The 26745-nt window shown below is 38.4% G+C and carries 21 protein-coding genes and 1 pseudogene; 14 read left to right on the forward strand and 8 right to left on the reverse strand.

Annotated features, from left to right (window positions below; genetic code table 11):
• Window positions 1-49: 49 nt before the first annotated feature.
• The 3 genes from MHI53_RS09400 (at window position 50) to MHI53_RS09410 (ending at window position 2745) form a co-directional block, all read left to right on the forward strand.
• Window positions 50-1045, forward strand: a complete 996-nt coding sequence (locus MHI53_RS09400) for a peptidoglycan-binding protein (RefSeq protein WP_340373308.1) — start codon at window positions 50-52, stop codon at window positions 1043-1045.
• A gap of 168 nt (window positions 1046-1213) precedes the next feature.
• A complete protein-coding gene (locus MHI53_RS09405) occupies window positions 1214-2137 on the forward strand; it encodes a hypothetical protein (RefSeq protein WP_340373309.1) in 924 nt (307 codons plus the stop codon).
• A 17-nt stretch (window positions 2138-2154) separates the two neighbouring features.
• Complete coding sequence (locus MHI53_RS09410; RefSeq protein WP_340373310.1) at window positions 2155-2745, forward strand: hypothetical protein; 591 nt, start codon at window positions 2155-2157, stop codon at window positions 2743-2745.
• 91 nt (window positions 2746-2836) lie between these two features.
• Here MHI53_RS09410 and MHI53_RS09415 read toward each other — a convergent pair whose 3' ends face one another.
• The 5 genes from MHI53_RS09415 to MHI53_RS09435 form a co-directional block, all read right to left on the reverse strand.
• Entirely contained in the window at window positions 2837-3796 is a 960-nt protein-coding gene (locus MHI53_RS09415; protein ID WP_340373311.1) for a hypothetical protein, read from the reverse strand.
• 618 nt (window positions 3797-4414) lie between these two features.
• A complete protein-coding gene (locus tag MHI53_RS09420) occupies window positions 4415-5194 on the reverse strand; it encodes a UPF0489 family protein (protein WP_340373312.1) in 780 nt (259 codons plus the stop codon).
• Between the two features lie 48 nt (window positions 5195-5242).
• A complete protein-coding gene (locus MHI53_RS09425; protein WP_340373313.1) occupies window positions 5243-5491 on the reverse strand; it encodes a hypothetical protein in 249 nt (82 codons plus the stop codon).
• Between the two features lie 924 nt (window positions 5492-6415).
• A complete protein-coding gene (locus tag MHI53_RS09430; protein WP_061142353.1) occupies window positions 6416-6601 on the reverse strand; it encodes a hypothetical protein in 186 nt (61 codons plus the stop codon).
• A gap of 24 nt (window positions 6602-6625) precedes the next feature.
• Window positions 6626-7219 (reverse strand): hypothetical protein, encoded by a 594-nt coding sequence (locus tag MHI53_RS09435; RefSeq protein WP_061142352.1) that lies wholly within the window; start codon window positions 7217-7219, stop codon window positions 6626-6628.
• A 471-nt stretch (window positions 7220-7690) separates the two neighbouring features.
• On the opposite strand from MHI53_RS09435, the pseudogene MHI53_RS09440 reads away from it, so the two are divergent.
• Window positions 7691-8893, forward strand: a pseudogene (locus MHI53_RS09440) (IS110 family transposase).
• Between the two features lie 282 nt (window positions 8894-9175).
• Here the strand turns inward: MHI53_RS09440 and MHI53_RS09445 are convergent.
• Window positions 9176-10534 carry an IS1182 family transposase gene (locus MHI53_RS09445; protein WP_340373314.1) on the reverse strand — a complete coding sequence of 453 codons (1359 nt, stop codon included), beginning with the start codon at window positions 10532-10534 and terminating at the stop codon, window positions 9176-9178.
• 385 nt (window positions 10535-10919) lie between these two features.
• Here MHI53_RS09445 and MHI53_RS09450 point away from each other — a divergent pair, with 385 nt between their 5' ends.
• From MHI53_RS09450 to MHI53_RS09465, 4 genes are all read left to right on the forward strand, one after another.
• A complete protein-coding gene (locus MHI53_RS09450) occupies window positions 10920-11309 on the forward strand; it encodes a hypothetical protein (RefSeq protein WP_061142381.1) in 390 nt (129 codons plus the stop codon).
• Between the two features lie 191 nt (window positions 11310-11500).
• Window positions 11501-12849 (forward strand): IS3 family transposase gene (locus MHI53_RS09455; RefSeq protein ID WP_155645469.1). Its coding sequence is split into 2 segments (ribosomal slippage): window positions 11501-11945 and window positions 11945-12849, totalling 1350 coding nucleotides; the frame shifts between segments, so codons are not numbered across the junction.
• 560 nt (window positions 12850-13409) lie between these two features.
• The gene (locus MHI53_RS09460; protein ID WP_061142377.1) at window positions 13410-14351 is read left to right on the forward strand and encodes an EamA family transporter; all 942 of its coding nucleotides are present in this window, start codon (window positions 13410-13412) and stop codon (window positions 14349-14351) included.
• A gap of 674 nt (window positions 14352-15025) precedes the next feature.
• Complete coding sequence (locus tag MHI53_RS09465) at window positions 15026-15340, forward strand: MTH1187 family thiamine-binding protein (protein ID WP_340373315.1); 315 nt, start codon at window positions 15026-15028, stop codon at window positions 15338-15340.
• Between the two features lie 388 nt (window positions 15341-15728).
• Here MHI53_RS09465 and MHI53_RS09470 read toward each other — a convergent pair whose 3' ends face one another.
• A complete protein-coding gene (locus MHI53_RS09470; protein ID WP_340373316.1) occupies window positions 15729-16169 on the reverse strand; it encodes a hypothetical protein in 441 nt (146 codons plus the stop codon).
• A 529-nt stretch (window positions 16170-16698) separates the two neighbouring features.
• Between MHI53_RS09470 and MHI53_RS09475 the strand changes: the two genes are divergently transcribed.
• From MHI53_RS09475 to mgrA, 6 genes are all read left to right on the forward strand, one after another.
• Window positions 16699-18081, forward strand: a complete 1383-nt coding sequence (locus MHI53_RS09475; protein WP_340373317.1) for an ABC transporter substrate-binding protein — start codon at window positions 16699-16701, stop codon at window positions 18079-18081.
• A gap of 72 nt (window positions 18082-18153) precedes the next feature.
• A complete protein-coding gene (locus MHI53_RS09480) occupies window positions 18154-19074 on the forward strand; it encodes a sugar ABC transporter permease (protein ID WP_081092414.1) in 921 nt (306 codons plus the stop codon).
• A 12-nt stretch (window positions 19075-19086) separates the two neighbouring features.
• Window positions 19087-19911, forward strand: coding sequence for a carbohydrate ABC transporter permease (locus tag MHI53_RS09485; protein WP_100530362.1), 825 nt, complete (start codon window positions 19087-19089; stop codon window positions 19909-19911).
• Window positions 19912-19942: 31 nt separating this feature from the next.
• A complete protein-coding gene (locus MHI53_RS09490) occupies window positions 19943-23056 on the forward strand; it encodes an alpha-mannosidase (RefSeq protein WP_340373318.1) in 3114 nt (1037 codons plus the stop codon).
• Window positions 23057-23092: 36 nt separating this feature from the next.
• Window positions 23093-24235: a GntR family transcriptional regulator gene (locus MHI53_RS09495; RefSeq protein WP_260320191.1), complete on the forward strand. Its 1143-nt coding sequence runs from the start codon at window positions 23093-23095 to the stop codon at window positions 24233-24235.
• A 248-nt stretch (window positions 24236-24483) separates the two neighbouring features.
• Window positions 24484-25509, forward strand: a complete 1026-nt coding sequence (mgrA, locus tag MHI53_RS09500; RefSeq protein ID WP_340373319.1) for an L-glyceraldehyde 3-phosphate reductase — start codon at window positions 24484-24486, stop codon at window positions 25507-25509.
• A gap of 886 nt (window positions 25510-26395) precedes the next feature.
• Here mgrA and MHI53_RS09505 read toward each other — a convergent pair.
• Window positions 26396-26707, reverse strand: coding sequence for a hypothetical protein (locus MHI53_RS09505; protein WP_061142369.1), 312 nt, complete (start codon window positions 26705-26707; stop codon window positions 26396-26398).
• Between the last annotated feature and the right edge of the window lie 38 nt (window positions 26708-26745).

A 26745-nucleotide genomic window follows, 5' to 3' on the forward strand; every position in this document is an offset into this window, starting at 1 on the left:
CCATCGGGTGGCTTTTATTATAAATATATTTTAAAAGGAGACGATGGAAATGAAAGTAACATTACAAACCTTACTGGATAAATCAGAAAAGAAAATGGGAGTAAATATTAATTCTATTGTAAAGGCCTCTGCACTTGAGATGATTAGAAGAGCCAATATGGAAGGAATTTACGTCCAAATAAGTTCAGGTTATCGCTCAATGGAAGAACAAGCTGCGTTATACGGACAAAGCCGTCTTTATAGCTATAATGGTAAAAATTATAGCAATTTGGCTAAGCCAAAAGTGACACAAGCGAAACCTGGACAATCTATTCACAATTATGGATATGCTATTGATTATTTCCTTGTGAGTGATGACGGAAAAACAGCTTTGTGGACGGTAAATGCAAAATGGAGACGTGTGGCTGCCATTGGAAAAGAACTTGGGTTCAAATGGGGAGGAGATTGGACAGGCTTTAAGGATTATCCACATTTAGAAATGACAGGTGGCTTGTCCTTTACACAGCTGCAGGCAGGCAAAAAACCGAATCTAACCTTGAAATTCAAGTCAGGTTCAGAAGTTGTCGTTACTGACTCACCTAAAAAAGAAGTAGCCTCTGAGATAAGTAAGAATTCTCCTAAAGGCAAAGGTGATAGCACGATCGTTTCCATTCAGAAAACACTAAATAGCCGATATGGATGTAATCTCATTGTGGACGGTATTGCGGGTACTAAAACTAAGTCCGCGCTTATCAAAGCTTTGCAAATAGAGCTTAATAAGCAATTCAATAAGAAATTAGTTGTGGATGGAACATGGGGGCCTAAGACAAGAGCAGCTATCGTCACTGTCAAAAAAGGAGTCAAAGGAAATATAGTATATATACTCCAAGTGACGCTTTATATTCATGGCTATAACACTAATGGAATTGATGGGATTTTTGGACGTGGTACTGAAGCGGCAGTGAAAGAATTTCAACATGCAAAGAGAATTAAACAAGATGGAGTATCGGGATCAGTAACGTGGTCAAAACTGTTTTACCAAAAGGGATATAACAAAATTCTGTGAAAATAGACAATTTTTTACTAAGGAGTGATAAAATATAAGCATAAAAAAAAGACACGCAGGTTTCCCAAACATGCCGTTAAATCAACTACTCTAATTATAAATATTTTATACAAATAAGTCTATAACGATGTTTCTTTTTTGGGATTCCTTCATAGGGAGGAAATTTTTATGAAATGGGTAAAGGTTTATATTTATAAGTTTTCAACGCCAAAATTGGATATTATTAATCAAACATACGATGATGAAAGGTTTGATCAAGATCATTTAATATCCTTTATTAATACTATAATAGCATTACCTTTACAAGATCGTATATTAGATACCGGCGATAAGGTAATGACATTAGAAAATTTTAAAATAAGTGATGATGCTGATTTCTTCGAGGGTAATTTTACTGCAGCTAGATATGGTGAGGTTGCTAACTTAGTTCATAGGAGAACATTTCAAAAACGTCCAAGTGATAAAACAATGGATGAAGGCGATGAGCATAACATTTATTTTGTTATCGAAAGAGCTACAGGCAGACTATTTTTACAAGCCGATGGGAAACGATTAGTAACAAAAAATGCTATTGACAAATATCTAGGAAACTTTTTGGACTTGTTTGAAAAGGATATAAATCAATTAAATAAACAAATTCAGCCTTTAATGATTACACCAAGGAATTTATTCTTAATTAAAACAGTGTATGCAGAATCATTTTTTGAAGAAATTAATAAACTAATAAGAATAAAAAAAGCAACAATGCAAATAAAAATAAACGAAGATACTAACAGCCCAGTAGTGAATGCAATACGGGCTGGGGCTGAAGGTGTGGATGGAGCAAATTTAATTGAATACGCTATTGTAAATAAAGAACGCGGTGGTGGTATGCGAAGGGTGGAACAATTTTTAAGAAACCTAGAAGATATCGACAAATATGAAAATATAGTTGTTGAAGGATCAGAAGGGAAAGGAAGAAATAAAGCCATAAAAATAGAAGATCACCCAAAAGATTTCTCCGTCCAAGTTAATGTTAATGAATATGGAATAATTAGTTTTCAAGAATTAATAAGTGGAATTATTGACCGAGTTAAAAGACGTGGTATTTAATTGGAGGTTTGTCTTTAATGGTCCAAGTAAACAAAAACAGACGCTCAGTTAACTATGATATTTTTAAAATAGTTAAAAATTATTTTAAATTATCTTCAAAAGAGGAAATAAGGTTTGATCTTACAATACCTTTTGTTGTTTCATGTGTGACTGTATACTTTTTACATGCCAGTGGACTAAATATGCTTATAGTTTTGAAGGAAATAAACGATGTAATTATTTCGGTGATGTCAATTCTAGCTGGATTCAATACTGCAAGTGTTGCAATAATAGCTTCAAGTAATCCATTAGGAATTGTTGAAGCAATGGGTGGGCAAGGTAGGGCAAATGCAAACGAACAAGAAGGAAGAGAACTGTTAAATAGTTTAACTAGCTATTTTAGTTATGCGATAATTTTACAATTGTTTATTCTGATTATTAGTATCATTGCCTCAATAGCACTAAAAATTTTTGACATTAAAATATTTAAAGATAATATATATCTTTATATTTCATTAGCATCTATTTTTATTATTTGGTTCACTCTTGTTTTAAACTCTTTGTTGATTACAATTAGAAATGCTTCAATTTTGCATAACTTTATTTTATTTCTGGCGAAAAGAAGATGAAAAAAACCCTTCTCATCATATGAGAGGGGCTTTTTGTTCGTTTTGTATTCATATATCACGATACATTGTACATTAAATTTACTCTTTTTGCTTATTCCCTTGCTTTTTTATTGTACCAACCATCAGATCCATTTAATAGAAAAATAAATGCTGTATTTATAAACTCATAGTTGTTAGAAAGGGCATAAACATATTGAACTAATTCCAGTTCCTTAACTTTTTGCCTTTGTTTAGTATGGTAAGCTAGGTGAAAAAGGACTAAATTAAAGCCTTGAGTGGATATTTCCTCATAAAGTGATTCTATATAAAACTCCATTTCCCATTCATCCATTATATTTTTATTGTGATAAATTAATAAAATGATACGTTCAATTATAAAAAAATATCTATTAAAAGTGTCTGAATTAAGCTTGTCAGATTCCAATATAGTACTTAGGTAAGCATTATTATATGTTTTCCAGTACATATGAAAATAATCAGGAGAGTCTTTTTCTGCTAAAGAAGAGGCCATTTCATCAAATGTCCAGTTATTAATCCTCTCGCTTATATATTCCATAATTTCCTTGTATGGTAGCTGGTTAGTTTGAGATATATATTTATGCCCATTTGTAGTATCTGTATCGTCCCAGGGCTTTTCTATTTCAATCTTCACTTTTCTCAGTTCTTCGATCTGAATTGAAAAGGAGTTTTCAAACCGCTGAATTCTAGCAGTTTTGCCTTGTTCCTGTAAGGCTTCTTTTGTGCTTTCAAGCTCGTCTCTAAGCAATTTGAATTCGTCTTTTTGAACATCTAATTGATTACTTTGTATACTAACCGTCCGAATTAATAAAAGAATCGTAATAAATGTTAGGAAAGGTACAGTGGAACCTCCTAAAAAATCTCCGTAGGGTCCTAATAATTGAAAATCATATCCTTTCTTTGAAACTAACATCCAGCCGAAGAAGGGGCATGTAAGAACAAATGCAAATGCAAACGGTACGTATACTTCTAGCATTGTAGTATCGGTAAGTAAATTTTTTTTATTTTTATTTTTCCTTATCCATTTTTTCATCATTTTCCCTCCATTAGAAAAAGCAGTACAATCATACTAAACATTTACTCTTGATTTTTATAGTAATAAATATGGATTATTCAGTATTTCTTGAAAATGTATACACGTAATAGGAAAACTATACAGCAATTAAAATGTAGAAGAAGAAAAAAATCATTAATAGGCATTTTTTTGTCTTACACAGGAACGTAAGTCCGTATACAATGGATATAAAGGTGGGACTTTTCTGATGGCGATAATGCGTGATAGAGGGCTCGTTAAATGGCAAGCAGCATTAATTATGCCAGACATAAAACATTGAATAAGAAAATAGGTGAGGTTGATTATTTCCTAAATAAAAAAACTACCCTTGATAAAATACCGGGTTGAAGATTATGAAAACAACATTCATGCAATGGAATTTCATTTGCCAATTAACTTTACGTTACACAATAAAGGAAATCCACATGAAATTTACGGGCATTGTGTGTTCATACATCTTTTTACAAAAGGAATGAGTATTCAGAGGAAAGGTAGCAACTTCGAAAAAATTCAATTTAATTAAATTATAGGTGTGAGTGTAGTGGATTAAAAAAAGCCTACTCTTTATGAATGGGCTTTTTCTATGTAATACTTTATTTACTCCATTTCTAATGTTGACCAATCCCTACCTTGTGAAAGATCAACCTCAAATTCCTCTAGGAATAAATTCAAAACAAATTCTGCATTGTCTGGGCCCCCAATGTGCCAATCTTCTGGAGAAATCGCTACTGTAATCGCATCCCAAACGTACATACTCTTTAATACTCGTAAGTTTCTTTGAATCTCCTCCTTATCCTTTAGTATATAACTATTATGTCCTGAATCCGTCTCAGTCTTAAATGCGAAAAAATCCAGATCCAAATCTAAGATTAAGGTGTTACCTTTAGTGAAAATATCGTTCATTTTTTCCTTTTGGGAACACTCAAAAGTCTCCATTGATCTCCAATGGTAACCGGCAAACTGTTCTATCCTTTTTTGACTAAGGTGATCTTGAAGGTAAAGAGACTGAAGTTCGGTATCAAATAGATCATCATTTGGGTCTTCAGGTGATACATAGATTACATTTTGAATTGTTTTTCTTGCAAATCCTGCCCAAATAAAATTATCAGTTCCTACATAACTTCCATTCGAGTATATATTTTGGGTAATCTTTGATAATTCTTTTAATCCATTTTTATTTAAAACCTCAGGAACTGTTGCTCCATCAATTGCTGCGTCAAGGTGCTGGTCCACATGAAACAAAGTAGAGTTATCTTTAATCCATCCCTTTTCACGGGCTATATCCCATGCAATAAAAGCCCAATTATGGTGCTTCATAATGAAAATCTTTTTTTCAGGAAAAACAATTTTCCAGTTATCGTCTTCTTTCCAATTCATTGTGAAATTCATTTCCCTTCTTTTTCAAGTAACATAATATAGGCCATATTAAATTATGGGCTTAACCTTCTTAACCACCTCCGTAATATCAATATCCTCGTTATAAATAACTTTATCAATTCGAAAATCATCACTAGCTGCAAAATTAATTTTAATCTGCTGAATCCATTCATAAGCGGCAATGGCTGCTGTCCAGTCTGGATCTTTCTTATAATCCGAATTAGGAACAGTGAAGCTGCCACTTTGTAAAAAGTTAATCCCCTTTGAATGTAAGTAAACCTTTATATTTATGTTCAATGTAGCACCTCACTGTTCGCTTAGATTATTCAGTACCTATCTTCCTTGTGTAAATTATCTACTTTTACATCCGATGAATTGAGTAGTTTGTGCTCTTTGTTAATTTTAGGTTAGGTATTGAAATTTATCCAGTGAAAATTTTATAGTAATGAAACACCTATTTGTGTAGAGCCTAATTCCCACAAAAAATAAATATAGCAAGTGTTTGCCAATCCAGAGTAGGCAGGCGGTTTAAGAGTGTTGGTAGATCTACTTATACACGCTGTACTTTTTTGAATTTTTTTTAAAAAAAGTGAAGGCTATACTAAAACTGCCCGAAAATCACCCGAGTAATGCCCGATAATGATTGAGTTGAAATGATTTATTGTGATAAAAAAATTTCAAAGAACCCTTATAAAAAGGTGTTTTGGTGAGAGATTGATAGACTATTAAAGGTTAGAGCATGTTCCGCACGCAAGTCCACCCATGGGAACGCGAACAATATATGTCCATGTATTAATCATTCAAACCCTTGGCACCTCTGGTGTTGAGGGTTTTTTTGGTGGGGTAAAAAAGCAACGAAAAGTAGTGAGAGGGGTTTCACCCCTTTTTTTACCCACAATTCATTGTAAAATGTCTTTTGTGTAGTTTTCGTCTTTGATCCGGGCATGCGGCGGATGATCAACCTGAATGATGCAGTTGTGGGTCAAAAATTGCGGGTGAAGTGAATACCAAATAATTTTACGATTATATTATCTATAATCTCTCAATCAAGATCTCGGCATATCAGCTGGCAATTTTATAAAAAGTTATCAACAATATGTTGTGTCCTTCTTTCATGGTCTAATAAAAAGATAAAAAAACCCCTTTTTCTCCAATGAATCTTTGGGAAAAGGGGTTTATCTACACTCTGCACGGCACATTAAATGGTATGCCGTCTATATGTTATTTTTTTTGCTTGCTTTTCCAGACACTAAAAAGTAGCGTTCCCCAAATAATACAGCCTAATAAACCAAGAGTTCTGTGCCATAAAGGGTAACCTGAGTCGTTTTCGGATATCATTCCACCAATAAAATAAATTAAACTAAGGATAAGTAATATAGCTAGCCAAATTTGCTGTTTTTTACTCATAATACACATCACTTTTTACTAGATTTAAAAAACTATTAAAACAAAAGCTTTAGAGATATATGTAGCAACCGTCTTATTAAAATGACCTTTTTTAACGAGAAAACTTGTCAACGCATCTTCAATAGTACCACCAGAGCTTACAGCAAAGTCTAAAAATTTATTAATAGATTCCCAATGAAGAACAGCTAACTGTGTTCCAGTCATTGATTCTATTTTTCCTATCATTTTATTCCAGCCGGTTTTACCAACTTTACTCATTGTTGCTTTAATCGCTTTTGCTCCAGCTTTAGCAGTTAAAGTCACCTTTCCATAAGGAACTATTACAATAACATCATTTGATTCTTTATTCAATATCTCTTCTGCAACACTTGGATCTATAAATTCAGATTTTGTTTCATTTACTGCAATTTCCAAAATTCTATAGAATTCATCTTCATCGTAATTCATAAAGAATTCTTCCATCGATTGAATTTCTTCATCAGTAAAAAGAACATCATCATTTTCTTGTACTTTTACAATTGAACTAGCAAAAGCGCTTTCTATTGGTACAATCACAGTGCTCAATAATAACACTCCACTGAGAATTCCAGAAGTTGCTTTAATTCCTAATCTTTTCATAAATCCATCTCCTGAATATTATTTCAATAAATTATGGTTTATATTTCCTTAAAAGGAAATAAATATATAGTTTTCATAATTATCTAGATTTTAATTTCTGGTAGAGAAAAAAAGCGAAATATAGCGTGTGTCAACGGTACCGTTGCCTTATGGAGGATAAGTAGTTGATGGACTTAGTCTTAGCATTGAACAAACTACACTAAAGGCCCCTACTTGTATTAAGTAGGGGTTAGCTCTGTTAAAGGTGTTGTTGATTTTCTTAATGAACTAACGGGTGCGTTCGTATTATAAGGTTAGCCAGTTTTTACTGGTTGACCTTTTTTAATAGAATCTATTATATCAGTAGCCACCCCTACTTGTAGAAACATGTTTGAGGCTGGTTGGGACGCAGATCTCGTATAACAAGCGAAGCTATGACACTACATGGAGAGGACTAGGGGTACTGGTTAGTAAGTAGAGGAGGAAAAAACAATGAATCCAGTTGTTGGTCTGGATGTGGCAAAAGGAGAGAGCCAAGTTCAGGCATTTTTAGATCAATCTAAACCGTATGGAAATAGCTTTTCGATGAAGCATATCAAAGAGGAGTTAGATCATTTTATAGATTTTTTAAAGGAGGTTGAAGAAGTGACAGGGCAGATGCCTAAGGTCATTTTAGAATCTACAGGGCACTATCATACTCCTGCTATTCAATACTTGGAGGAACAAGGGATTCTATATATCTTACTAAATCCGATTATCTTTTATCAGGCAAAGAAAACCAGTTTACGGAAGGTAAAAACAGACGCTATCGATGCGTATCAGTTGTGTGTGCTGTATTACAAAGAGGATTTAGAACCTCATAAGATTAGAGGAATTCAGTGAGTAGACCTTCGGAATTTGTCCAGACAACAGGAAATCGTAACGAATATGTATGTGGAAGCTAAACTTCAGTTTCACACCATTTTAGATCAAGTGTTTCCTGAATACCGGAAGGTTTTTGGGGATCTATATTCAAGGGTTTCCTTATTGATATTAAAGGAATATCCCACTTCAGAGGCGGTATTAGCAGCCGGAGAAAGTAAACTAGCAGAGAGTGTTATAGAGTTCTGTCCTAGCCGATCGGGTCAATGGGCATGGGAAAAAGCAAAAAAAATAATGGACTCCGCGTCTCGAAATCCATTTCAAATAAACGTGTATCAAAGTCACGTAATCAATCTTCGTATGTATATTGAGTTGCTTTTTCATTACCAGGGACACCTCTCTGAGTTGGAAGATCGTATAGTGGCCCTGGCAAATGAACTGGAAGAATATAAGATCATCCAATCGATTCCCGGTATCGGAGAAAAAATCGCAGCCACGATTATCTCTGAGATTGGTGAAATCGATCGGTTTAATCACCCGAAAAAACTAGTTGCCTTCGCTGGAGTAGATCCAAGTGTTCACTCATCGGGTAAGTTTACGGCAACCATTAATCGTATTACTAAAAGAGGTTCGAGCAGACTACGTCATTCTCTGTATCTTGCCGTACTATGTGGCATAAGAAGTTCAAGGAACAAAAAGCTTAAAGCCTTCTATGATAAGAAAAAATCAGAAGGAAAACCAGCCAAAGTGTCAATCGTTGCCTGTATGAATAAGTTGCTTCATTGGATTTACGCTTTATTAAAGAGAAAAGAAGCATTCCTAGATTTAGCCTGATTAACGATTTTGTGAAACAGAGAAAAATCCTTCCAAAAGGGTTTTGGAGGGTTATTTGTCATGAACAAAAATAGTATATCATAAGGGAAATGAAAATTTCAGAGAAAAATATTGACTTCCTATTAGCTGGTTTAGTTCCATAGGGCGTAAAGGAAGACCACAATAAGTGGTTTCAGTTTGTAGACAAAAGGGGTTCGGAATTAAAAAATTCCGAACCCCTTTTGAAATTCCTTTGAAATTTTGACCAAAGGTTACGAGATTTGGGCTCTTCGAGCCACTATGTTAAGCCGTTTTAGGACCTTGCCATGTCCAAGTGGCCATCTTCTTTACATTCATGGCAGCGAAAGTAAGCATCGCCTGCATCGACAATTTTTTAAGTCCCCTTAAAGTAGTCCAACGCATACCATGCTTTTCTTTTGCATCTGCGAATACACGCTCAATCGTTTCTTTGCGTTTCGCATATATAGGTTTTACCTCTTGATGATGACGCAGATGATCTGCTTCTTCCACATATGCTTGCCAGATATGCCGTGTCACTACTTTTTGATGGTCTTTGCTTTCCGTACACCGTGATAAAAATGAGCATGTTGCACAAATTTGTTTGGGCGATTTGTACTCGCGATAGCCCTCTTTATTTGTTGTTGAGTACTTTAAAGTTTCTCCCGAAGGGCAAAGGTAACAATCAAAGTGTTCATCGTAAACATAGTCATGTTTGCGAAAGAATCCTTCTTTTGTACGAGGACGTGTATAGGGTAAAGCAGGTGTGATTTCTTTGTTAAATAGGTAGCTTGTAATCGCTGGTGTTTTATAAGCTGCATCTGCGGCAACTGCTTCTGGTTTTCCAACTTTCTCAATCACTTGCTCAACAAGTGGCTCCAAAATATGACTGTCATGTGTATTACCAGGTGTTACAATCGTTCCCAATACAAAACCGTTGCCGTCTGCGGCCGCATGGAATGAATAGGCAAACTGTTTTGTTCGTTCATCTTTCACATAGTAGCCACTCTCAGGATCCGTAGTACTTTCTTTAATTGCTTTGGTTTCTTCCTTATCAAATTTATCTGGTGGAAAAGGCTTCTTTCCATGGTTTTCACGATCTTGATTGATTTCTTCTTGAAGACGTCCTTGATACGCTCGTGTTTCTTTACGAACGATTTTCTTTTCAAATTTCCGTTTATTCGCACTGGCTTTCACATGTGTGGAATCCACGAAAACGTGTTCTACACTTATTAACTTTTTATTAGCAGCTGTCATTAAAATGCGACAGAAAATCTGTTCAAACAGGTCTGTATCTTTAAAGCGTCGCTCATAATTTTTTCCGAACGTAGAGAAATGAGGTACTTTATCATGGAAACCATAGCCTAAGAACCAACGGTAAGCCATATTGGTTTCAACTTCTTCAATCGTTTTACGCATGGAACGAATACCGAAGGTATATTGAATGAGAGTCAGTTTAACTAAAATAACTGGATCAATACTTGGGCGTCCTACCTCTGAGTACATATCTTTCACCAAGTCATAAATGAAAGTGAAGTCAATGGCAGCCTCCATTTTACGAACCAAATGGTTCGGTGGCACCAGTTGATCTAAAGTAATCATTTCAAGTTGATCTCGCTGAATAGAATCATGTTTAGAAAGCATCCTCATCACCTCAAGTTTTAATACTTCAATTTTAAAACAAAAATGACTCCAGTCAAAAGTGTTCTATCTAAAAGGTAAGACAAAGTTGATTGGAGCGGGTGTTCGAGACTCCTGCGGGAAAAGCGCGTCTAGGGGAGACCCCGCAGGCAAAGCCGAGGAGGCTCCCCGACCGCCCGCGGAAAGCGAGTGCCTGGAGTGGAAATCAACGTCTAAATTGTACAGGCCATAAAAATAGACAAACTCGATTTTCATCGAGTTTGTCTACAGTCTGAGACCACAATAAGTGGTCTCTCTTTTATTTGTTCAAAAATCAACATTTATCTAGCCCGAACTTAATCGGGGAAGGATTTTTTTTGCCTTACGCAAGAATGTTTGTTCGTATATAATGATTAAAAAGGAGATTTTTGTTGGAGGAGGTCAAGATGTAGATTTTCCGCAAAATGGTCCTACTAGCTCGGGTGGTATTGTACGGGCTACTGTCGATTCATTTACTTTGTCTGCAATTGGTATTTATCAGGTCTTTTTTCAGGTAAGTGTGAGCGAACCGGGCCAACTGATTTTAACCCTCAATGGTATTGATCTACCCTATACGGTAGTCGGTCGAGCCACCGGTACTTCTCAAATAGTAGGAGTGGCTCTAGTTCATACTTCAGTCATTAATTCAATACTGACTGTAAGAAATCCTGCTGGCAATTCCCCGGCACTGACCATCACTCCTCTTGCTGGAGGAACAAGACCTGTTTCAGCACACCTTGTCATTACACGACTTCAATAGATTGGGAGGAAAGGGGAGTAACCTGATTTATTTAGGAAATATTTTTTAGTTTAGTAGTTGAAGTGAAAAAGACCATTCTGCAACTAACTTATCGGTTGGGTAAATTGTAAAGGATGCACAAAAAAAAGACCCAAATAATGAACTGCACCCCAATTGTTAGACAATATCTAACAATTGGAGGTGCAGTTTTTTTGACTAAATATACGATGGATGAAAAATTACATGCAGTTTTAGAGTACTTGGAAGGGAAAAAATCCTATAAATCCATTGCACAAGAAAGAAATGTAGGTTTATCCCCTCTGAAAGGATGGGTCGCTCGCTATCTTGAACATGGGATGGAAGGACTTGCTTCATCCTATACAAATTACACTCTGCCCTTTAAACTAGAGGTACTTACATATATGAACGAAAATAGGGCATCGATCAGCGAGACCGCTGTACACTATAACCTTCCTTCCGATTCTATACTTTGGAATTGGGCAAATCAGTTGAAGGAAGGAGGTATAGACGCCCTTAAACCAAAGAAAAAGGGGCGTCTATCCATGAAAAAAGAAACCAAGAAAACATCGCCAGCTAAAGGCTCTCAAGAAGCACTTCTTGCAGAATTAGAATACTTACGTGCAGAGAATGCCTATCTAAAAAAGTTGAATGCCTTAGTTCAAGAAAAGGAAGCCCTACAAAGAAAGAAAAAGCGACAGTAGTCCATGAACTAAGGAAACAATTTAATTTACATCTACTTCTATCCATTTCTAACATGGCACGGAGTACATACTATTATTGGGTAAACGCCTTCGGGCGTGAGGATAAATACACAGAAATTAAATCCCTTATCGAAGAGATTTTCCATACGCATAAAGGACGTTATGGGTATCGACGCATCACCCTAGAATTACGTAACCGAGGTGCTCACATCAATCATAAAACAGTTCTCCGATTGATGAATGAACTAGGATTGAAGTCTTTGGTTCGCATGAAGAAATACCGTTCTTACAAAGGGAAAATCGGTAAGATTGCACCCAACATTTTAGCACGTGATTTTAAGGCGGAAAAGTCCAATGAAAAGTGGGTAACAGACGTCACAGAATTCCATCTAGCTGGGGAGAAACTATATTTATCGGCCATTCTTGATCTGTTTAATGGAGAAATCATCGCCTTTAATATGGAATCTCGGCCTGTTTATCCACTCGTTTCTAAAATGCTGGATAAAGCTTTTGACCGCTTGGAATCGAAAGATTCACCCATTCTTCATTCAGATCAGGGCTGGCATTACCAAATGAAACAATACTCTCATAAATTGAAAAGACATAACATTACACAAATCATGTCCCGTAAGGGAAATTGTCTCGATAATGCGGTCATTGAAAACTTCTTTGGCCTATTAAAATCCGAGTTACTCTATCTTCAAGAATTTGAAAGCATGGTGCATTTCAAACAAGAGCTAGAAGAATATATCCATTACTACAATCATCAACGAATCAAGGTAAAATTAAAGGGGATGAGCCCAGTAGATTACCGGGTTCATGCCCTCAAGGCTGGCTAATTAAATAACGTGTCTAACTTTTTGGGTTCACTTCAATAAAGTGGTCTTTTTTTTGTGTGAAAACAACATTAATGATTATTTATATGTAAATTCTAACATGAATTTTTTTATTCACAGGATTCATCTGCTTTTTTTATCTCACCTTTATCCAGTATAATCCTCCCGTTTCAGTTTCGATGTAAAATGCAAATCCTTCCATACAGGTCTAACTTTCCTTAACTAATTCCGTAATGTCATTTTACTCGTTATAAAGAATAAATCCTAAGGTGAATCCTCAAACTCTATAGAAAGGAAAAAGTACTTGTGAGGTGATTAGAAGTGTGGTATACACGTACATAACCAAGTCCTTACTCGTTTTGAGTAGGACCTATTTTTTCTTGAAGCTCTGTAAATGTGATGTTGAATTTCTTGATAAACTAAAGAGGCAGGTTGCTTTAAGGCAGATTACAAATAAAGTCGTTTAAGAAGGCACTTGACAGCTACTATTGAAAAATTATACCTTAATTTTAGTCACTACATATATAGTTACTAAAATTAAGGTTCAGGAGGTGAGGTCTGGAATGAATAAAACCTTAGATAAATATCAACAGAATGCAAAAACAAAAATAGGAAGCAGTATATATCTATATGCTTCTATAGTTGCCGTGCTTTTATGGAGTACGTCGTTTGTTGCTACCAAAATAGCATATACTTCTTTTACACCACTTACACTAGGTGCAGCTCGTTTTGTTATTGCTGCTGTTATTTTAGGTATAATTCTTTTATGTAAAAAAGATAAAACAAAGCCACCTATTAAAGATATAGGGTTAATGTCTGTTAGTGGGGTTTTAGGTACTACTATTTACTTTGGTTTGGAAAACATAGGAGTTGAAATAACTACAGCATCTAATGCTGCAATTATTGTAGCATCTTATCCTGCTATAACAGCGCTAATAGAGTTTCTTTTTTATAGAATAAAAATCCCTTGGATAAAGGGCCTTGGAATAGCAATAGCCATGTTTGGTGTTTTCCAAATATCGTACAACCCTCAAAGTCAAGAAGGCGAACAACAACTAATTGGGAATATCATATTAATTGTTGCAGGTTTTGTTTTTGCTTTTTATAACTTTACAACCCGTAAAGTCGTAAAAAAATATTCCATGATTACTATTTCTTTTTATCAAACTGTAGCAGGAGCGATTACTTTTATTCCACTAGCTTTTATAGAGAAATCTAGTTGGAAGATACCAAGTATGGAATCCTTTCTAATGTTGCTATATTTAGGGATATTCTGTTCGGTTATAGCATTCTTATTATATAACTATGGATTACGCAAATTATCTTCTAGTTCTGCCGTTACCTTAATGAACCTCGTGCCTATTTTTGGTGTGCTATTTTCAGTAATCATTCTTCATGAAGTTGTGCGAATAAGTCAAGTTATTGGTGGAATAATTGTAATACTAGGTGTGGTTTTAAGTGTCAGAGAAACAAATCAAAGTCAGACTGGGAGCAATAGAAATTGAATTTCAAAAAGAAAATAGTTGTTATTCTTCTATAATCTACCTGCCTGGCCATGTTACCATCAAAATAATGCAGCCCAGAATGGTTCATTTACTAATAGTTTGTGAAATATTGCCTTTAAACTAAGGGTGCGTTAGTTCCATAAGGCAGATCAACAATAAGCTTTAACAAAGCATTTGTTTTAAAACTTAGACTTAACCTTCTTAACTATCTCAGGAATAGCAACTACTTCGCTATAAATCACCTGATCAATTAGACATACCGCATAACTACTTTTATTTTTACTGGAGGTTACCAAATTCACCTTTTATTAAGGGTATGACTTTTAATCTATTAGTTCTAATTAAGCGGAATCGTGTGGTAAGCCTAGGGTGTTCTATTGCTAACAAAGTTTTTTTAACTGAGTTTTTTTAGACGTCTATCAAATGATAGGCGTTTTAATATACCGTTTTCCATTATTACACGTGTAAACTTCTGGTTGGTTACGCGATCAGGTATTTATTTAGGGGGGGGGAGGTAAAAGAATTCAAGGATCGGGTACGATAAGTTATTAGATGAAAAATGGCTGCGTTATGAATGCTATTACGTAGGTGGGAAGTTTGAGTTATAATACGTTATTATAGGATAGTAAGAGAGCTTCTTGATTGAAATACAAAAAAAGGATGGGTGAGTAAGAATGGCAATAGTTGATGTAACGGTTATTCCTGTCGGTACACAAACTCCAAGTGTGAGCAGTTATGTGGCAGATATACAAAGAGTATTAAAGCAATATGAAAATAAGGGAGAGATTCGATTTCAACTGACCCCCATGAATACGATCATTGAAGGCGAACTGCCAAAGTTATTTGAAGTGATTCAAGCGATGCACGAAGTACCTTTTGAAAAAGGTCTTGCTAGAGTTTGTACGAATATCCGTATCGATGACCGTCGTGATAAACAACGCAAGATGGAAGACAAAGTAAAGCGAGTGGAGGGCATGCTTGAAGAATAAAAGCTGCTGTAAGTATTGGGGATAACAGTTACAGGTTATGAACAAAGCACTTAGGATAAGGCTTCAAAGGACTAAAGGAACTGGGAACTGAAAGAAAGAGTTTCAAATCTCTCCTGTTAGCATTTTACATAAAAAAGCGGTGGAAGTTTAATCCTTAAACTTCCACCGCTTTTTTTCGGCTTTTTGAATGTCTACCATGTTGATATTCCTTGAACCATGCGGGAAGAACCGCCTTCAATTGCTGTTGCGGTTAGTATACCCGTGTATATCTATATTTTCATTTCCAGAGTTAAACCATAATATTACGCCATTTGAAAATTAGATAGAAATGTTATAAACCTTGTTCCTATATCAAATGAAGTCTCCATACCGCCTTGATTCTCTAAACCTATAAACGTTCTCCGAATAGTTCTATTTCTTCATTTGGGTGAAAGAGAGTAAATCCTTTTGAACAAAACACGAACCTTTTATTTACCTCGAACCCTGCTTTATTTAGTATTTCAAGTGTTGCATGGGAATCCGTTCCTGCGTACCCGCAACTACATCCGGAGAGGTGAAGTTCATTCCCCTTTTTGTCGATAAGGATGAGACCGCTATCGATTTCTTTTGACATTTTTGCTATTTTAAAACGGTCAAATTGATCGTTAACTGCCTCGAACAACGAAATGCTTTTATTGTTTACGCCACGGTCTTCACCGTGATTTTTTATGACTAAAACCTCTCGCTCATATGGTTTCTTGTATAGATGGTACTTTTGGTAAGTGATGTCTTTTATTTTACATATAATGGGCGTAATATGCTGTTTTCCATTTGTAGATTGATTAAACATTGCACCACTCCTAAACAGTTATTTCAATTAGTTTATTAGGAGAAAAAGAGAATAGTACAAAGAATTTATCGGATATAAATGTAAACCAGAAAAGCTAGGTATAGTGAATGGTTGTAAGATTGGATCGCCTGCACTAATCCGGACAGGATTTTTAGGACAGAAACATGAATAAGCCATTCTGCTTTATAGTTGTAAGTCGGAAATCCATATCTTCGGCTTTAAGCGAAAAGTGCTAGAATTGATTCGATTTATTTATAAAATGTATGGTGAAATATATTGGTGCCATATAAAAAGCGGGTAGCTAAAAGCTTGATCACTCGGTTAATATTCAGAAATTTTAAAAAAATATATTGACTTATATCAACTATGTCATTTACATTATATGTATATCAAGCGCTTTACCAATTAATAGAAATGAGGTGGACGGTCAATTAAAGGTTCTACCATGCGTTTCGCTTGTCATTGAAAGCGCTTCATAGGTCATTGTTTTCTGGATTTTTTATACAGATAGAGGATGGGAGAGGTACTCATGAAAGTGAAAAAGTATAAAAAGGTGGCAGCTTATTCATTACTTGCAAGCTCTCTTTTGTTAAGTTCAGCGTGTTCAAATGAAAGCGCTTCCTCGGGTGGCAAGGGTGAAAGCAAAGATGAAATTAGTATTACATACCGTTCTGGAGGTGGCACCAATAAAGGTTTGACAGATTGGCTGGAGAAGGAAGTCATTCCGGAATTCAAAAAAGAGCATCCGGGTTCAACCATTAAGCTTGCTCCCTTAAATGTTTCAGAGGGGGATTATTTCGCCAAGATTGCCCTGATGCTGAAATCGAAAAATACCGCACCAGACCTTGTTGCGGAAGATACGTTCATGGTCAATTCTGATGCAAGTGCTGGGTATCTGGAGTCGCTTGATGATAAGGTGAAGGCCTGGGATGACTGGGGGAACTTCACGGAAAATGTGAAGAAGGGTGTCATTGCGCAAGATGGCAAAGTGTATGGAGTACCTTATAACACGGATTCACGGGGAATTTGGTATAACAAAGATCTATTCGAAAAGGCAGGCCTGCCTGTCCCGTGGGAACCGGAAAGCTGGGAGGATATTCTTCAAGCTGCCAAAACAATTAAAGAAAAATCACCCTCTGATGTCATTCCGATTTGGATGAATTCCGGAAAAGCTACAGGGGAAGCGACATCGATGCAAACTTTTGAAATGCTCCTTTATGGTACGAAAACACCTCTATATGATTTAGACGAAAAGAAATGGATCGTGAAAAGCGAAGGACTTGTTGATTCGTTCAAGTTCATTGATACCGTGTACGAAGAAAAGCTCGGCCCAAATCTTTCACAGGTGTTAAATGGACAGGGAGGCAGTATCGCCTATCAACAATTAATGCCGAAAGGTAAGCTCGCCATGGGGATTGACGGATTTTGGCAATCGGGTACATGGGGAGAAAACGGTGCTGCTCCTTGGGCAGAAGCGGTTGATACTTTAGGGTTCGCGCCAATGCCAACAGAAAATGGTGATGGTGCAGGCACTGTTACGATGTCTGGAGGTTGGGCCTTCTCCATTCCGAAAAATTCAGGCAGTAAGGATTTGGCATGGGAATTCATTAAATTCGCATCCAGCAAAGAAAAGAATCTCTCACTACAATTAAAAGACCGCAATTTAACCCCGCGAGATGATGTAGCACAAGATCCGGATTATCAAAAGATCCCGATGTTCGATGAAGCAACCGCACTGTTAAAAAATGCTCAGTTTCGTCCTGCTGTCGATAAGTACCCAAATGTCTCAACCCAAATTCAATCTCTTGTTGAGGATGTCGTAACGAACAAGCTTACTCCAGAACAGGCAGCAGCTCAGTATCAAAAAAATGTAACGGGCATTGTCGGTAAAGAAAACGTGATGGAAAAATAAAGAAAATCATGGGTTCCTCCCTGTCCAAGCAGGGAGGAACCATGATTTATATGTACAGGAATGGGGTGTGGAATGAATACTAATCCGGTTGAGTCACATGGAATTCGAATCAAGGAGGAACGGAAAAAAGATTATACATTATTACGTTCCATTCTGTTTTTACTGCCAACATGGATCATATTGCTTATCTTTTTTGTCGGCCCTATTTTATTAACATTCTACTTTGCTTTCACGAATCTCTCGTTAACCGGAACGGAAGCGCAAAGCCTGGAGTTCACTGGATTCCAAAATTTTCTCACGATGTTCCAGGATCCGAATTTTCGTATCAGCATGGTAAACACGATCGTATTCCTTTTATTCTCAGCCGTAATCGGCCAGCAGGTTCTTGGGTTTATCTTGGCTCTGCTAATGAAGGAGAAGAACACTTCCTTTAGGAGGATCATCGGCATCATCGTCATAGCCGGCTGGGTTACTCCAGAAATTGTCGTTGCATTTTGCTGGGTGGCTTTTTTAAGTGATAACGGAACGTTAAATATGATTCTGGGGAATATGGGCATGAAGCCTGTGACCTGGTTGTATAGCTTCCCGATGATCAGTGTAATCATCGCAAATATCTGGCATGGAACAGCATTTTCGATGCTGGTATACCAGGCTGCATTGGACGATGTTCCAAAAAGCGTGGAAGAAGCAGCCGTTATAGATGGTGCGTCACGTTTCCAAATGTTACGGAAAATTGTCCTGCCCATGATGAAAGGGTCCATCGTCACAAATATGATCCTCGTCACCTTACAAACATTGGGCGTCTTCACGTTGATATTTGCCATGACAGGCGGAGGTCCGGGAGCATCGACGCAGACCCTTCCGATATTCATGTATAACCAGGCATTTGTTAACTATCAACTTGGATACGGAACAGCCATTTCCCTCATATTACTTTTGATAGGGATTATTTCAAGCACGATTTATATCAGGTATATGAAGGTCGAAATATAGGGGGTGAGTTGAGTGAATCGTTTCAAACTCGAGAAAATCGTTCCATATGTCATTTTAACTTTGATAGGGATATTATTTCTATTACCCCTTTTGTGGGTGTTGGTAGCTTCTGTTGATCCAAATGCGCAACAGGCCTTAAAGACCCCGGATAGCCTGACAACATCGAATTTTACAACCATATTAAAAGATGGTGCCATTCTTCGTTCCTTTGCGATTGGATTATTCCTTTCTTTAGGTCAGGCAGTGCTTGTGGTCTTGTTTGCAGGGCTGGCAGCCTATCCGCTTTCCCGGTATGCTTTGAAATTCAAAAAACCGTTCATGTATACCATCTTATTCATGACATCTTTGCCAATCACAGCTGTAATGGTCCCTGTCTACCAACTATTCGTCTATATCGATTTGCAGGATTCGCTCATCGGAACTGTCTTGTTTCTGACGGCTTCCGGTTTGCCGTATGCGATCTGGATGATGAAGAACTTCATGGATGCCGTCCCGCTTGAATTGGAGGAATCGGCTTGGATTGACGGGGCATCCGTATGGGCAGGGTTACGGAGGGTCGTGGCCCCATTAATGATTCCTGGCATATGCACGGTTGCCATTTTTACGTTTTCAGGAAGCTGGGGTAACTTTTTCGTACCTTACATCTTGATCCAGACTCCGGAAAAATTTCCTGCCTCGGTAACGATATTCCAGTTTTTCGGCAATTACGGTATGGTTGAATATGGGAAACTTGCAGCTTTTTCATTGATCTATACAATGCCCGCTGTCGTCCTTTACATCTTTTCACAGCGTTTTATGTCCCAAGGCTTCAGCCTTGGCGGTGCAACGAAAGGTTAAAAATCTCGAGGGAAAAGGAGTGTTTCATTGAATGTTTTGGAATATAGAGAAGTTAGAAAAGCGGATAAAGGAATTACAGCCGTATCGATATCAGGCCGTCAAGCCAGTCGTGTCGTTTGAAGCACAGATTGACGAAGAGGGAGCGATTGCGCAGGGGCCACCTGAAGGAGGCTCATGGGAAACAATGAATGTACGGGATAGATGGGAAGGACGTGACAAATACATATGGCTTAAGGCAGCTGTACCCATTCCATCCAACTGGGACAAACAAAGAATTGTCGGTGTGTTTGATTTTGGAAATACCGGAGGCGGTGGCAATTCCGGGTTTGAGTCGCTTTTGTACTTGAACGGCCAACCGTATCAAGGGGTTGATATGAACCATCAGGAAGTGTTTTTGGATGGGGAACTTGCCGGAAGCACCGTCGACTTTTGTTTCAGGCTCTGGTCCGGACTTGAAGGCGGAGGGGTGCAGACGATCCAGGAGCATCAGTTGAAGGTCGCTTATGTTGCGTGTCTGGACGAACGCGCCGACGATTTATACTATACCGCAAGAGCAGCATTGGATACAATAAAATATCTTGAAGAAAACCAGCCTGAAAGACAAACTCTATTGAAGGGTTTGGACAGGGCGTTCCTTTTGATCGACTGGTCAAATCCCGGTTCAGGAAGCTTTTATGACTCGGTTTATCAAGCGCAAGCCGTCTTAAATGCGGAAATTGAAAAGATCCCAAAAAATTATCCCGTTACCGTCACTTCCATCGGCCATACCCACATTGATGTCGCATGGCTTTGGCGCCTAAAGCATACTCGTGAGAAAGCGGCAAGGTCATTTTCAACTGTGTTGCGTTTAATGGAACAATACCCAGATTACACCTTTTTGCAGACACAGCCGCAATTATATGAATATATTAAAAATGATTACCCGCAAATCTATGAGCAAATCGAAAAAAGGGTCCAGGAAGGGCGTTGGGAAACGGAAGGTGGAATGTGGCTGGAAGCGGATTGCAACCTGACAAGTGGTGAATCGCTTGTCCGCCAGCTGCTACTCGGGACAAAATTCTTCCAAGAGAATTTTGGGAAGGAATGTGAATATCTATGGCTGCCGGATGTCTTCGGATACAGCTGGGCACTGCCACAAATATTGGTTAAATCAGGAATCAAGACCTTCATGACCACTAAAATCAGTTGGAGCCAGTTCAATAAAATGCCTCATGACACCTTCAAGTGGAGGGGAATCGACGGAACGGAAATCTTAACCCATTTCGTCACGACCCCGGAAGACGAATACTGGTTCTACACATATAACGGCCGCCTCACTCCGCGCACGGTGAAAGGAATTTGGGAGGCTTATCGGGATAAAGCCGTCAATCAGGAATTATTGCTTTCCTATGGATACGGGGACGGCGGAGGCGGTGTTAATCGGGAGATGCTTGAGATGCGCAGGCGCTTGGATAAAATGCCAGGTTTGCCGGCAGTGAAAACGGGAAGGGCCGATGAGTTTTTCAATCGCCTTCATGAGACGATAGATAATACGGATCAGTATGTCCATACATGGGACGGAGAGTTGTACCTGGAATACCACCGTGGAACGTATACGAGCCAAGCTTATAATAAAAGGATGAACCGCAAGATGGAATTGCTCCTACGGGAAACGGAATGGCTTCACTCCTTGAACAGTGTGCTTGAAGGAACATGGTCTTCTTATCCGTCAGAAGATCTGGAGGAAAGCTGGAAGATCGTGCTGCGCAATCAGTTCCATGACATCATCCCTGGATCTTCCATCCGGGAAGTCTATGAAGATAGTAAACTGGAATATGCAGAGGCACATCAATTGGCGGCTAATGCCTGGGACCATGCATCCCGTTCGTTGGCAAAAGGGAGTGATCAGCAATTATTTACCATTTTCAATTCCTCTTCATGGATCCGAAATGATATCATTACTATTAAGACCGATTTTCATGCAGAAGGTGTCTGGACCGATGAGACAGGTAAAATTCTCGATTCCCAAAACACAGCAGATGGTGAATGGCTCGTAAACGTTGAAAAAGTGCCTTCGCTAGGCAAGAGCACGATCCGTTATGAGAAAGCGGAAAGTATATCGAAATCGGCATTTGATGTGTCGACTAATCACATTTCGACTCCTTATTATGAGATAAGCTGGAATGAAAACGGGCAGCTTACGAGAGTTTTTGATCGAAAGCACCAGCGAGATGTTTTAGCACCGAATTCTCTTGCGAATGTACTCCAGGTATTTGAGGACAAGCCCATGCAGTATGACGCCTGGGATATCGATATTTTTTACCAAGAAAAGATGAAAGAGGTAAGCAATTTAATAGGAAGCAATGTAGTCGAAAACGGACCCATACGTTGCGTAATCGAGTTTGAATGGGGTTTTGGAAAGTCAACGATTACACAAAAGATGATAACGTATGCCAAGAACCCGCGCATCGATTTTAAAACGAACATCGACTGGCGTGAAAAGGATCAGTTGTTAAAAACGGCATTCCCTGTAGACATCCGTGCTACGGAGGCTACTTATGACATCCAGTATGGAAATGTCAAGCGGCCTACTCATTGGAATACAAGCTGGGATTACGCTCGGTTCGAAACCGTCGCACATCAGTGGGCTGACCTATCGGAAAGTGGCTATGGCATAAGCATCCTGAATGATTGCAAATACGGACATGACATTAAGGACAATGTGATGAGGCTGACCTTGTTAAAATCGGCCACATACCCAGATACCGAAGCTGATCAGGGAGAGCATCTATTCACCTATTCGTTGCTACCGCATAAAGGGAGCTGGTATGAAGGGGGAACGGTCCAGGAAGCGTGGGCATTGAATAATCCGCTCTTATACATGGAGGGACAATCCCAAAAGCTGTCCATGTTTTCGCTTAATGCTGAGAATGTAATGATCGATGCCGTGAAAAAAGGGAAAAATATTGATGAAGTAATTATCCGCCTGCATGAGTTTGCAGGAGCAAGAGGAGTTGTGGAGGTAAGAAGTGAATTAGATATCATTTCATGGCAGGAATGCAACCTAATGGAAAAAAGTATAGAGGATAAGCGGGAAGATCAGACATTGGCCTTTGACATCAAACCGTATGAGATTAAGACATTCGTAGTCCAACTGAAAAGTTAACCACATGCCAATTAGGGGATTTTCCCCTTCTTGGCTATGAATATATCGTTTGGGGTGGTTACAATAACAGCTTTATATGAGAAAGTATATCAATCATTGAAGAAAGATATCAAAGAGGGGAAATATAAGCCGGGCGATCGCATCCCTTCCGAGAAAGAACTCTCGGACATCTTCGAGATCAGCCGGATCACAAGCAAGAGGGCCTTGGGCAAATTGGTAGAGGATGGGGTTGTCTACCGCACACAAGGGAAGGGTACTTTCGTGTCTGAAGCGGGCAGTAATAAAACCAATTTGGCTCACGTTCGAAAGCCCTTGTTCGGTCTCATCATGACAACCTTTGATGACAGCCATAGTTTTAGGCTCATTTCAGGCATAGAATCAGCTTCGGATGAGAAATGCATGGTCATTTTAAAACAGACCTTCGGCTCGGCTGAAAAAGAGGAAAATATAATCAAGGAGTTGCTTGATTTCGGCGTTGATGGACTGATCATCTATCCTGCCCAGGCTGAGCACTACAGTTCGGAAATCCTCAAAATGGTCGTGGACCAATTTCCGCTCGTCCTAATCGACCGTTCGTTCAAAGGGGTTGCCGCAACTGCCATATCGACTGATAACGTACAGGCTGCCAAACTCGGCATGGAACATCTTTTTGATTTAGGTCATGAACACATCGGTGTCTTATCTCCAACAACAATCGCGACGACGACGATTGAAGATCGATTCGCTGGGATCGTCCAGGCCTTTTCTGAACGGAATGTTCGGGTTAATCGTGAATTATGGTTTACCGAAATAAAGAGTACACTTCCCACCCCTGAAGCAACCTGTGAACAAGACATTGAATTGATCAAAACCTACCTTAAGGCACATACCGATATCACTGCCCTGTTTACGATCGAATATAACATTGCGAAGCTTGCACAAAAAGCTATTGAACAAATGGGCCTTCGCATACCTGAAGATATCTCGATCCTATGCTTCGATGAGCCGGAAAATAATTGGGACAGTTTGACTTTCACACACCTGCAACAGAAAGCAAAAACGATTGGTGAAACGGCGGTCAGAAGGTTATTGGAAATGATAAACGGGGACTGTTCCATTGAAAAGGTGGAATTCCCGGCATGTTTGGTCAAAGGGAATTCCACATGTCAGTCAGTGAAGAAACATCCACTGTCCAAATGATGGAGGGTTCTATTATTCAGTCCCAATTGCTGGATCATTGTTCGCCATTGCAGTTTAGTGAAAAGGTCGTCAAATAATAAATGATTCCTGCAAGGATTCAGGCTGGATGATAAGTGCACGAATTGTTCATGATCATGAAAGAAAAATCTTGGTTAACCATACAAAGCACTTAGCACTCATACACTCCGTCAGCTGAACGACGGGGGGATTTTGCTTAAAGTATTTCAACCCATAGAGGAGGCATAATCATGGTTTATGTAGCAGATCAAAGCAGGTACGAAACGATGAAGTACAATAGAAGCGGACAGTCAGGCCTAAAGCTTCCAGCCATTTCGTTGGGGTTATGGCATAATTTTGGAGGGGTGGATATTGAGGAGAATGGCCGCGCCATGCTGAGGAGGGCATTTGATTTAGGGATTACCCACTTCGACCTTGCCAATAATTATGGACCTCCTGCAGGCTCGGCAGAAGATTTGTTCGGCCGGATATTAAAACAGGATTTTGCCCCATACAGAGATGAAATGATCATTTCCACGAAAGCGGGTTATCATATGTGGCCCGGCCCATATGGGGATTGGGGCTCCAAAAAATATTTGGTTTCAAGTCTCGACCAGAGCTTGAAACGCCTGGGACTTGATTATGTGGATATATTCTATTCACACCGTCCTGATCCAAACACACCACTTGAAGAGACGATGGGGGCTCTTGACCTTGTCGTCCGGCAGGGAAAAGCGTTATATGTAGGCATTTCCAATTATACTGCTGAACAAACGGCACAAGCGGTAGAAATCTTAAATGATCTAGGTACGCCTCTCCTCATTCATCAACCAAAATACTCCATGTTCAACCGGTGGATTGAAGATGGATTACAAAATGTTTTGCAGGAAAATGGGGTGGGATCCATAGCGTTCTGTCCATTAGCCCAAGGTCTGCTTACGAATAAATATCTTTCAGGTGTTCCGGTTGATTCAAGGGCAAGTAAGTCAACGGGAGCATTAAAGGAAAATGAAGTCACGCAAGAAGCGGTGAACCGTGTACGGAAATTGAAGGAAATCGCAGATGAGCGAGGCCAATCTTTGCCTCAATTGGCCCTGGCCTGGGTACTTCGTGAAGGAAGAGTCACCTCTGCCCTGATCGGGGCAAGTAAAGTGAGCCAAATAGAAGAGAATGTCAAGGCGTTGAATCATCTTACATTCACAGATGATGAGTTAGCCAGAATTGAACAAATCCTTTACTTGAATATTGATATGTACAATCCTATTGGAAAAGAATGAGTTTCAATGGCAGAAGAAGGGTATTGTCCAAATCTGGGAGAATCGAAACTAGGCTTCGAGGGGTACAGTGAATGGGCAACATGAAAAAAGCGCCGCTCGTTTTATATGGATGGTTAAGTATTCAGCTACACAAATTTTAAAAAAAGATAGTGTTTTGGCATGCTAAAGTAAGTGTCAATACAGAAAGCGTACAGAAACTTTGTAAGGTGAATAAGCAAAAAAGCGCGCCCAATAAATGTGAAACATTCACTGGGGGCGCTTTTTATTCTTGGCATCCTTACAGCAGAAATCCCCAATTATCAGGCTTGCAATACTTCAAATTAGAAGGCAGCTTTTAATACTGTAAAAACTTCAAAGCGTGTAGATATATGAGTTGTTCAATATACAAGGTGATTTCTCTACCTTTCTATAAGCGAAATTTTAAACTTATATAAATGAAAACGAATATTAAAACTATCTGAAAGGGATGAAAATATGGCGAAGAATAAAAAGAGAACGAAAGCCATGCAGATCGTTACAACGGCTGCTTTGTTGGGCAGTGGAAAATGGGGATGTTCCTATTCGAAGCATTACCAGAGCATTAAGGATTGAACGTCTTTCAGAATCACGTTTATCGCAGGAGAAACATTGAATTTTTGGAACTGGTATATGGAGGATTATATATATAATAATATCCATTCGTTCCTAATAAGTGGTGAAATAGCGTTTGATAGATTTTGCTTTACAATCCATAGGTGTGAAAACTTGTGTGTAGGATCGTTAAGAAAGGTTCATTAAATTCCTCACAAACTGTTCAATCAGAATGTGAGGAATTAAGGACCATATGAACGGAAAGGAGTTTTTGAGATTAGGATACTGAGGTGACTAGAAAGACTACCTATACTATTTAAAATAAATCGATAGTATATGCATCTATTTTTATGGGGTCATTTAATAGTTCCAATGGTTTTGTTTTCATTCCAAGTGCTTGACAGGCTTGGGGAATTAACTCAAGGATTTCATCATTAGCCATTTCATAATTAAACGTTGATTTTAATGAATGCTCCAATTCTATCGTACTGACTTTATTGAACTTTTCACCAACAATGATCATATCGTACTTTTTCATGACTTCTATCCAGGATTCTTTTGAATCGATTGTTAAAGCCGATTGTCTCAGTTCAATTAAAACCTCGATTAGTTTCTGTCGTTTGGCCATCATAACACCTCCTGATTGATAAGGTATATTATACCAAA

Origin of the sequence: Peribacillus sp. FSL E2-0218 (assembly GCF_037992945.1) — a bacterium.
Taxonomy (GTDB): domain Bacteria; phylum Bacillota; class Bacilli; order Bacillales; family DSM-1321; genus Peribacillus; species Peribacillus simplex_B.

Excerpts from the sequence above, each read along its gene's own strand:
- MHI53_RS09405 (WP_340373309.1), top strand. The coding sequence starts at position 1,214 with ATGAAATGGGTAAAGGTTTATATTTATAAGTTTTCAACGCCAAAATTG.
- MHI53_RS09415 (WP_340373311.1), bottom strand. The coding sequence starts at position 3,796 with ATGAAAAAATGGATAAGGAAAAATAAAAATAAAAAAAATTTACTTACC.
- MHI53_RS09475 (WP_340373317.1), top strand. The coding sequence starts at position 16,699 with ATGAAAGTGAAAAAGTATAAAAAGGTGGCAGCTTATTCATTACTTGCA.
- MHI53_RS09465 (WP_340373315.1), top strand. The coding sequence starts at position 15,026 with ATGGCAATAGTTGATGTAACGGTTATTCCTGTCGGTACACAAACTCCA.
- MHI53_RS09400 (WP_340373308.1), top strand. The coding sequence starts at position 50 with ATGAAAGTAACATTACAAACCTTACTGGATAAATCAGAAAAGAAAATG.
- MHI53_RS09410 (WP_340373310.1), top strand. The coding sequence starts at position 2,155 with ATGGTCCAAGTAAACAAAAACAGACGCTCAGTTAACTATGATATTTTT.
- MHI53_RS09470 (WP_340373316.1), bottom strand. The coding sequence starts at position 16,169 with ATGTTTAATCAATCTACAAATGGAAAACAGCATATTACGCCCATTATA.
- mgrA (WP_340373319.1), top strand. The coding sequence starts at position 24,484 with ATGGTTTATGTAGCAGATCAAAGCAGGTACGAAACGATGAAGTACAAT.
- MHI53_RS09450 (WP_061142381.1), top strand. The coding sequence starts at position 10,920 with ATGATTAAAAAGGAGATTTTTGTTGGAGGAGGTCAAGATGTAGATTTT.
- MHI53_RS09480 (WP_081092414.1), top strand. The coding sequence starts at position 18,154 with ATGAATACTAATCCGGTTGAGTCACATGGAATTCGAATCAAGGAGGAA.
- MHI53_RS09435 (WP_061142352.1), bottom strand. The coding sequence starts at position 7,219 with ATGAAAAGATTAGGAATTAAAGCAACTTCTGGAATTCTCAGTGGAGTG.
- MHI53_RS09420 (WP_340373312.1), bottom strand. The coding sequence starts at position 5,194 with ATGAATTGGAAAGAAGACGATAACTGGAAAATTGTTTTTCCTGAAAAA.
- MHI53_RS09445 (WP_340373314.1), bottom strand. The coding sequence starts at position 10,534 with ATGCTTTCTAAACATGATTCTATTCAGCGAGATCAACTTGAAATGATT.
- MHI53_RS09490 (WP_340373318.1), top strand. The coding sequence starts at position 19,943 with ATGTTTTGGAATATAGAGAAGTTAGAAAAGCGGATAAAGGAATTACAG.
- MHI53_RS09495 (WP_260320191.1), top strand. The coding sequence starts at position 23,093 with ATGAATATATCGTTTGGGGTGGTTACAATAACAGCTTTATATGAGAAA.
- MHI53_RS09460 (WP_061142377.1), top strand. The coding sequence starts at position 13,410 with ATGAATAAAACCTTAGATAAATATCAACAGAATGCAAAAACAAAAATA.
- MHI53_RS09430 (WP_061142353.1), bottom strand. The coding sequence starts at position 6,601 with ATGAGTAAAAAACAGCAAATTTGGCTAGCTATATTACTTATCCTTAGT.
- MHI53_RS09505 (WP_061142369.1), bottom strand. The coding sequence starts at position 26,707 with ATGGCCAAACGACAGAAACTAATCGAGGTTTTAATTGAACTGAGACAA.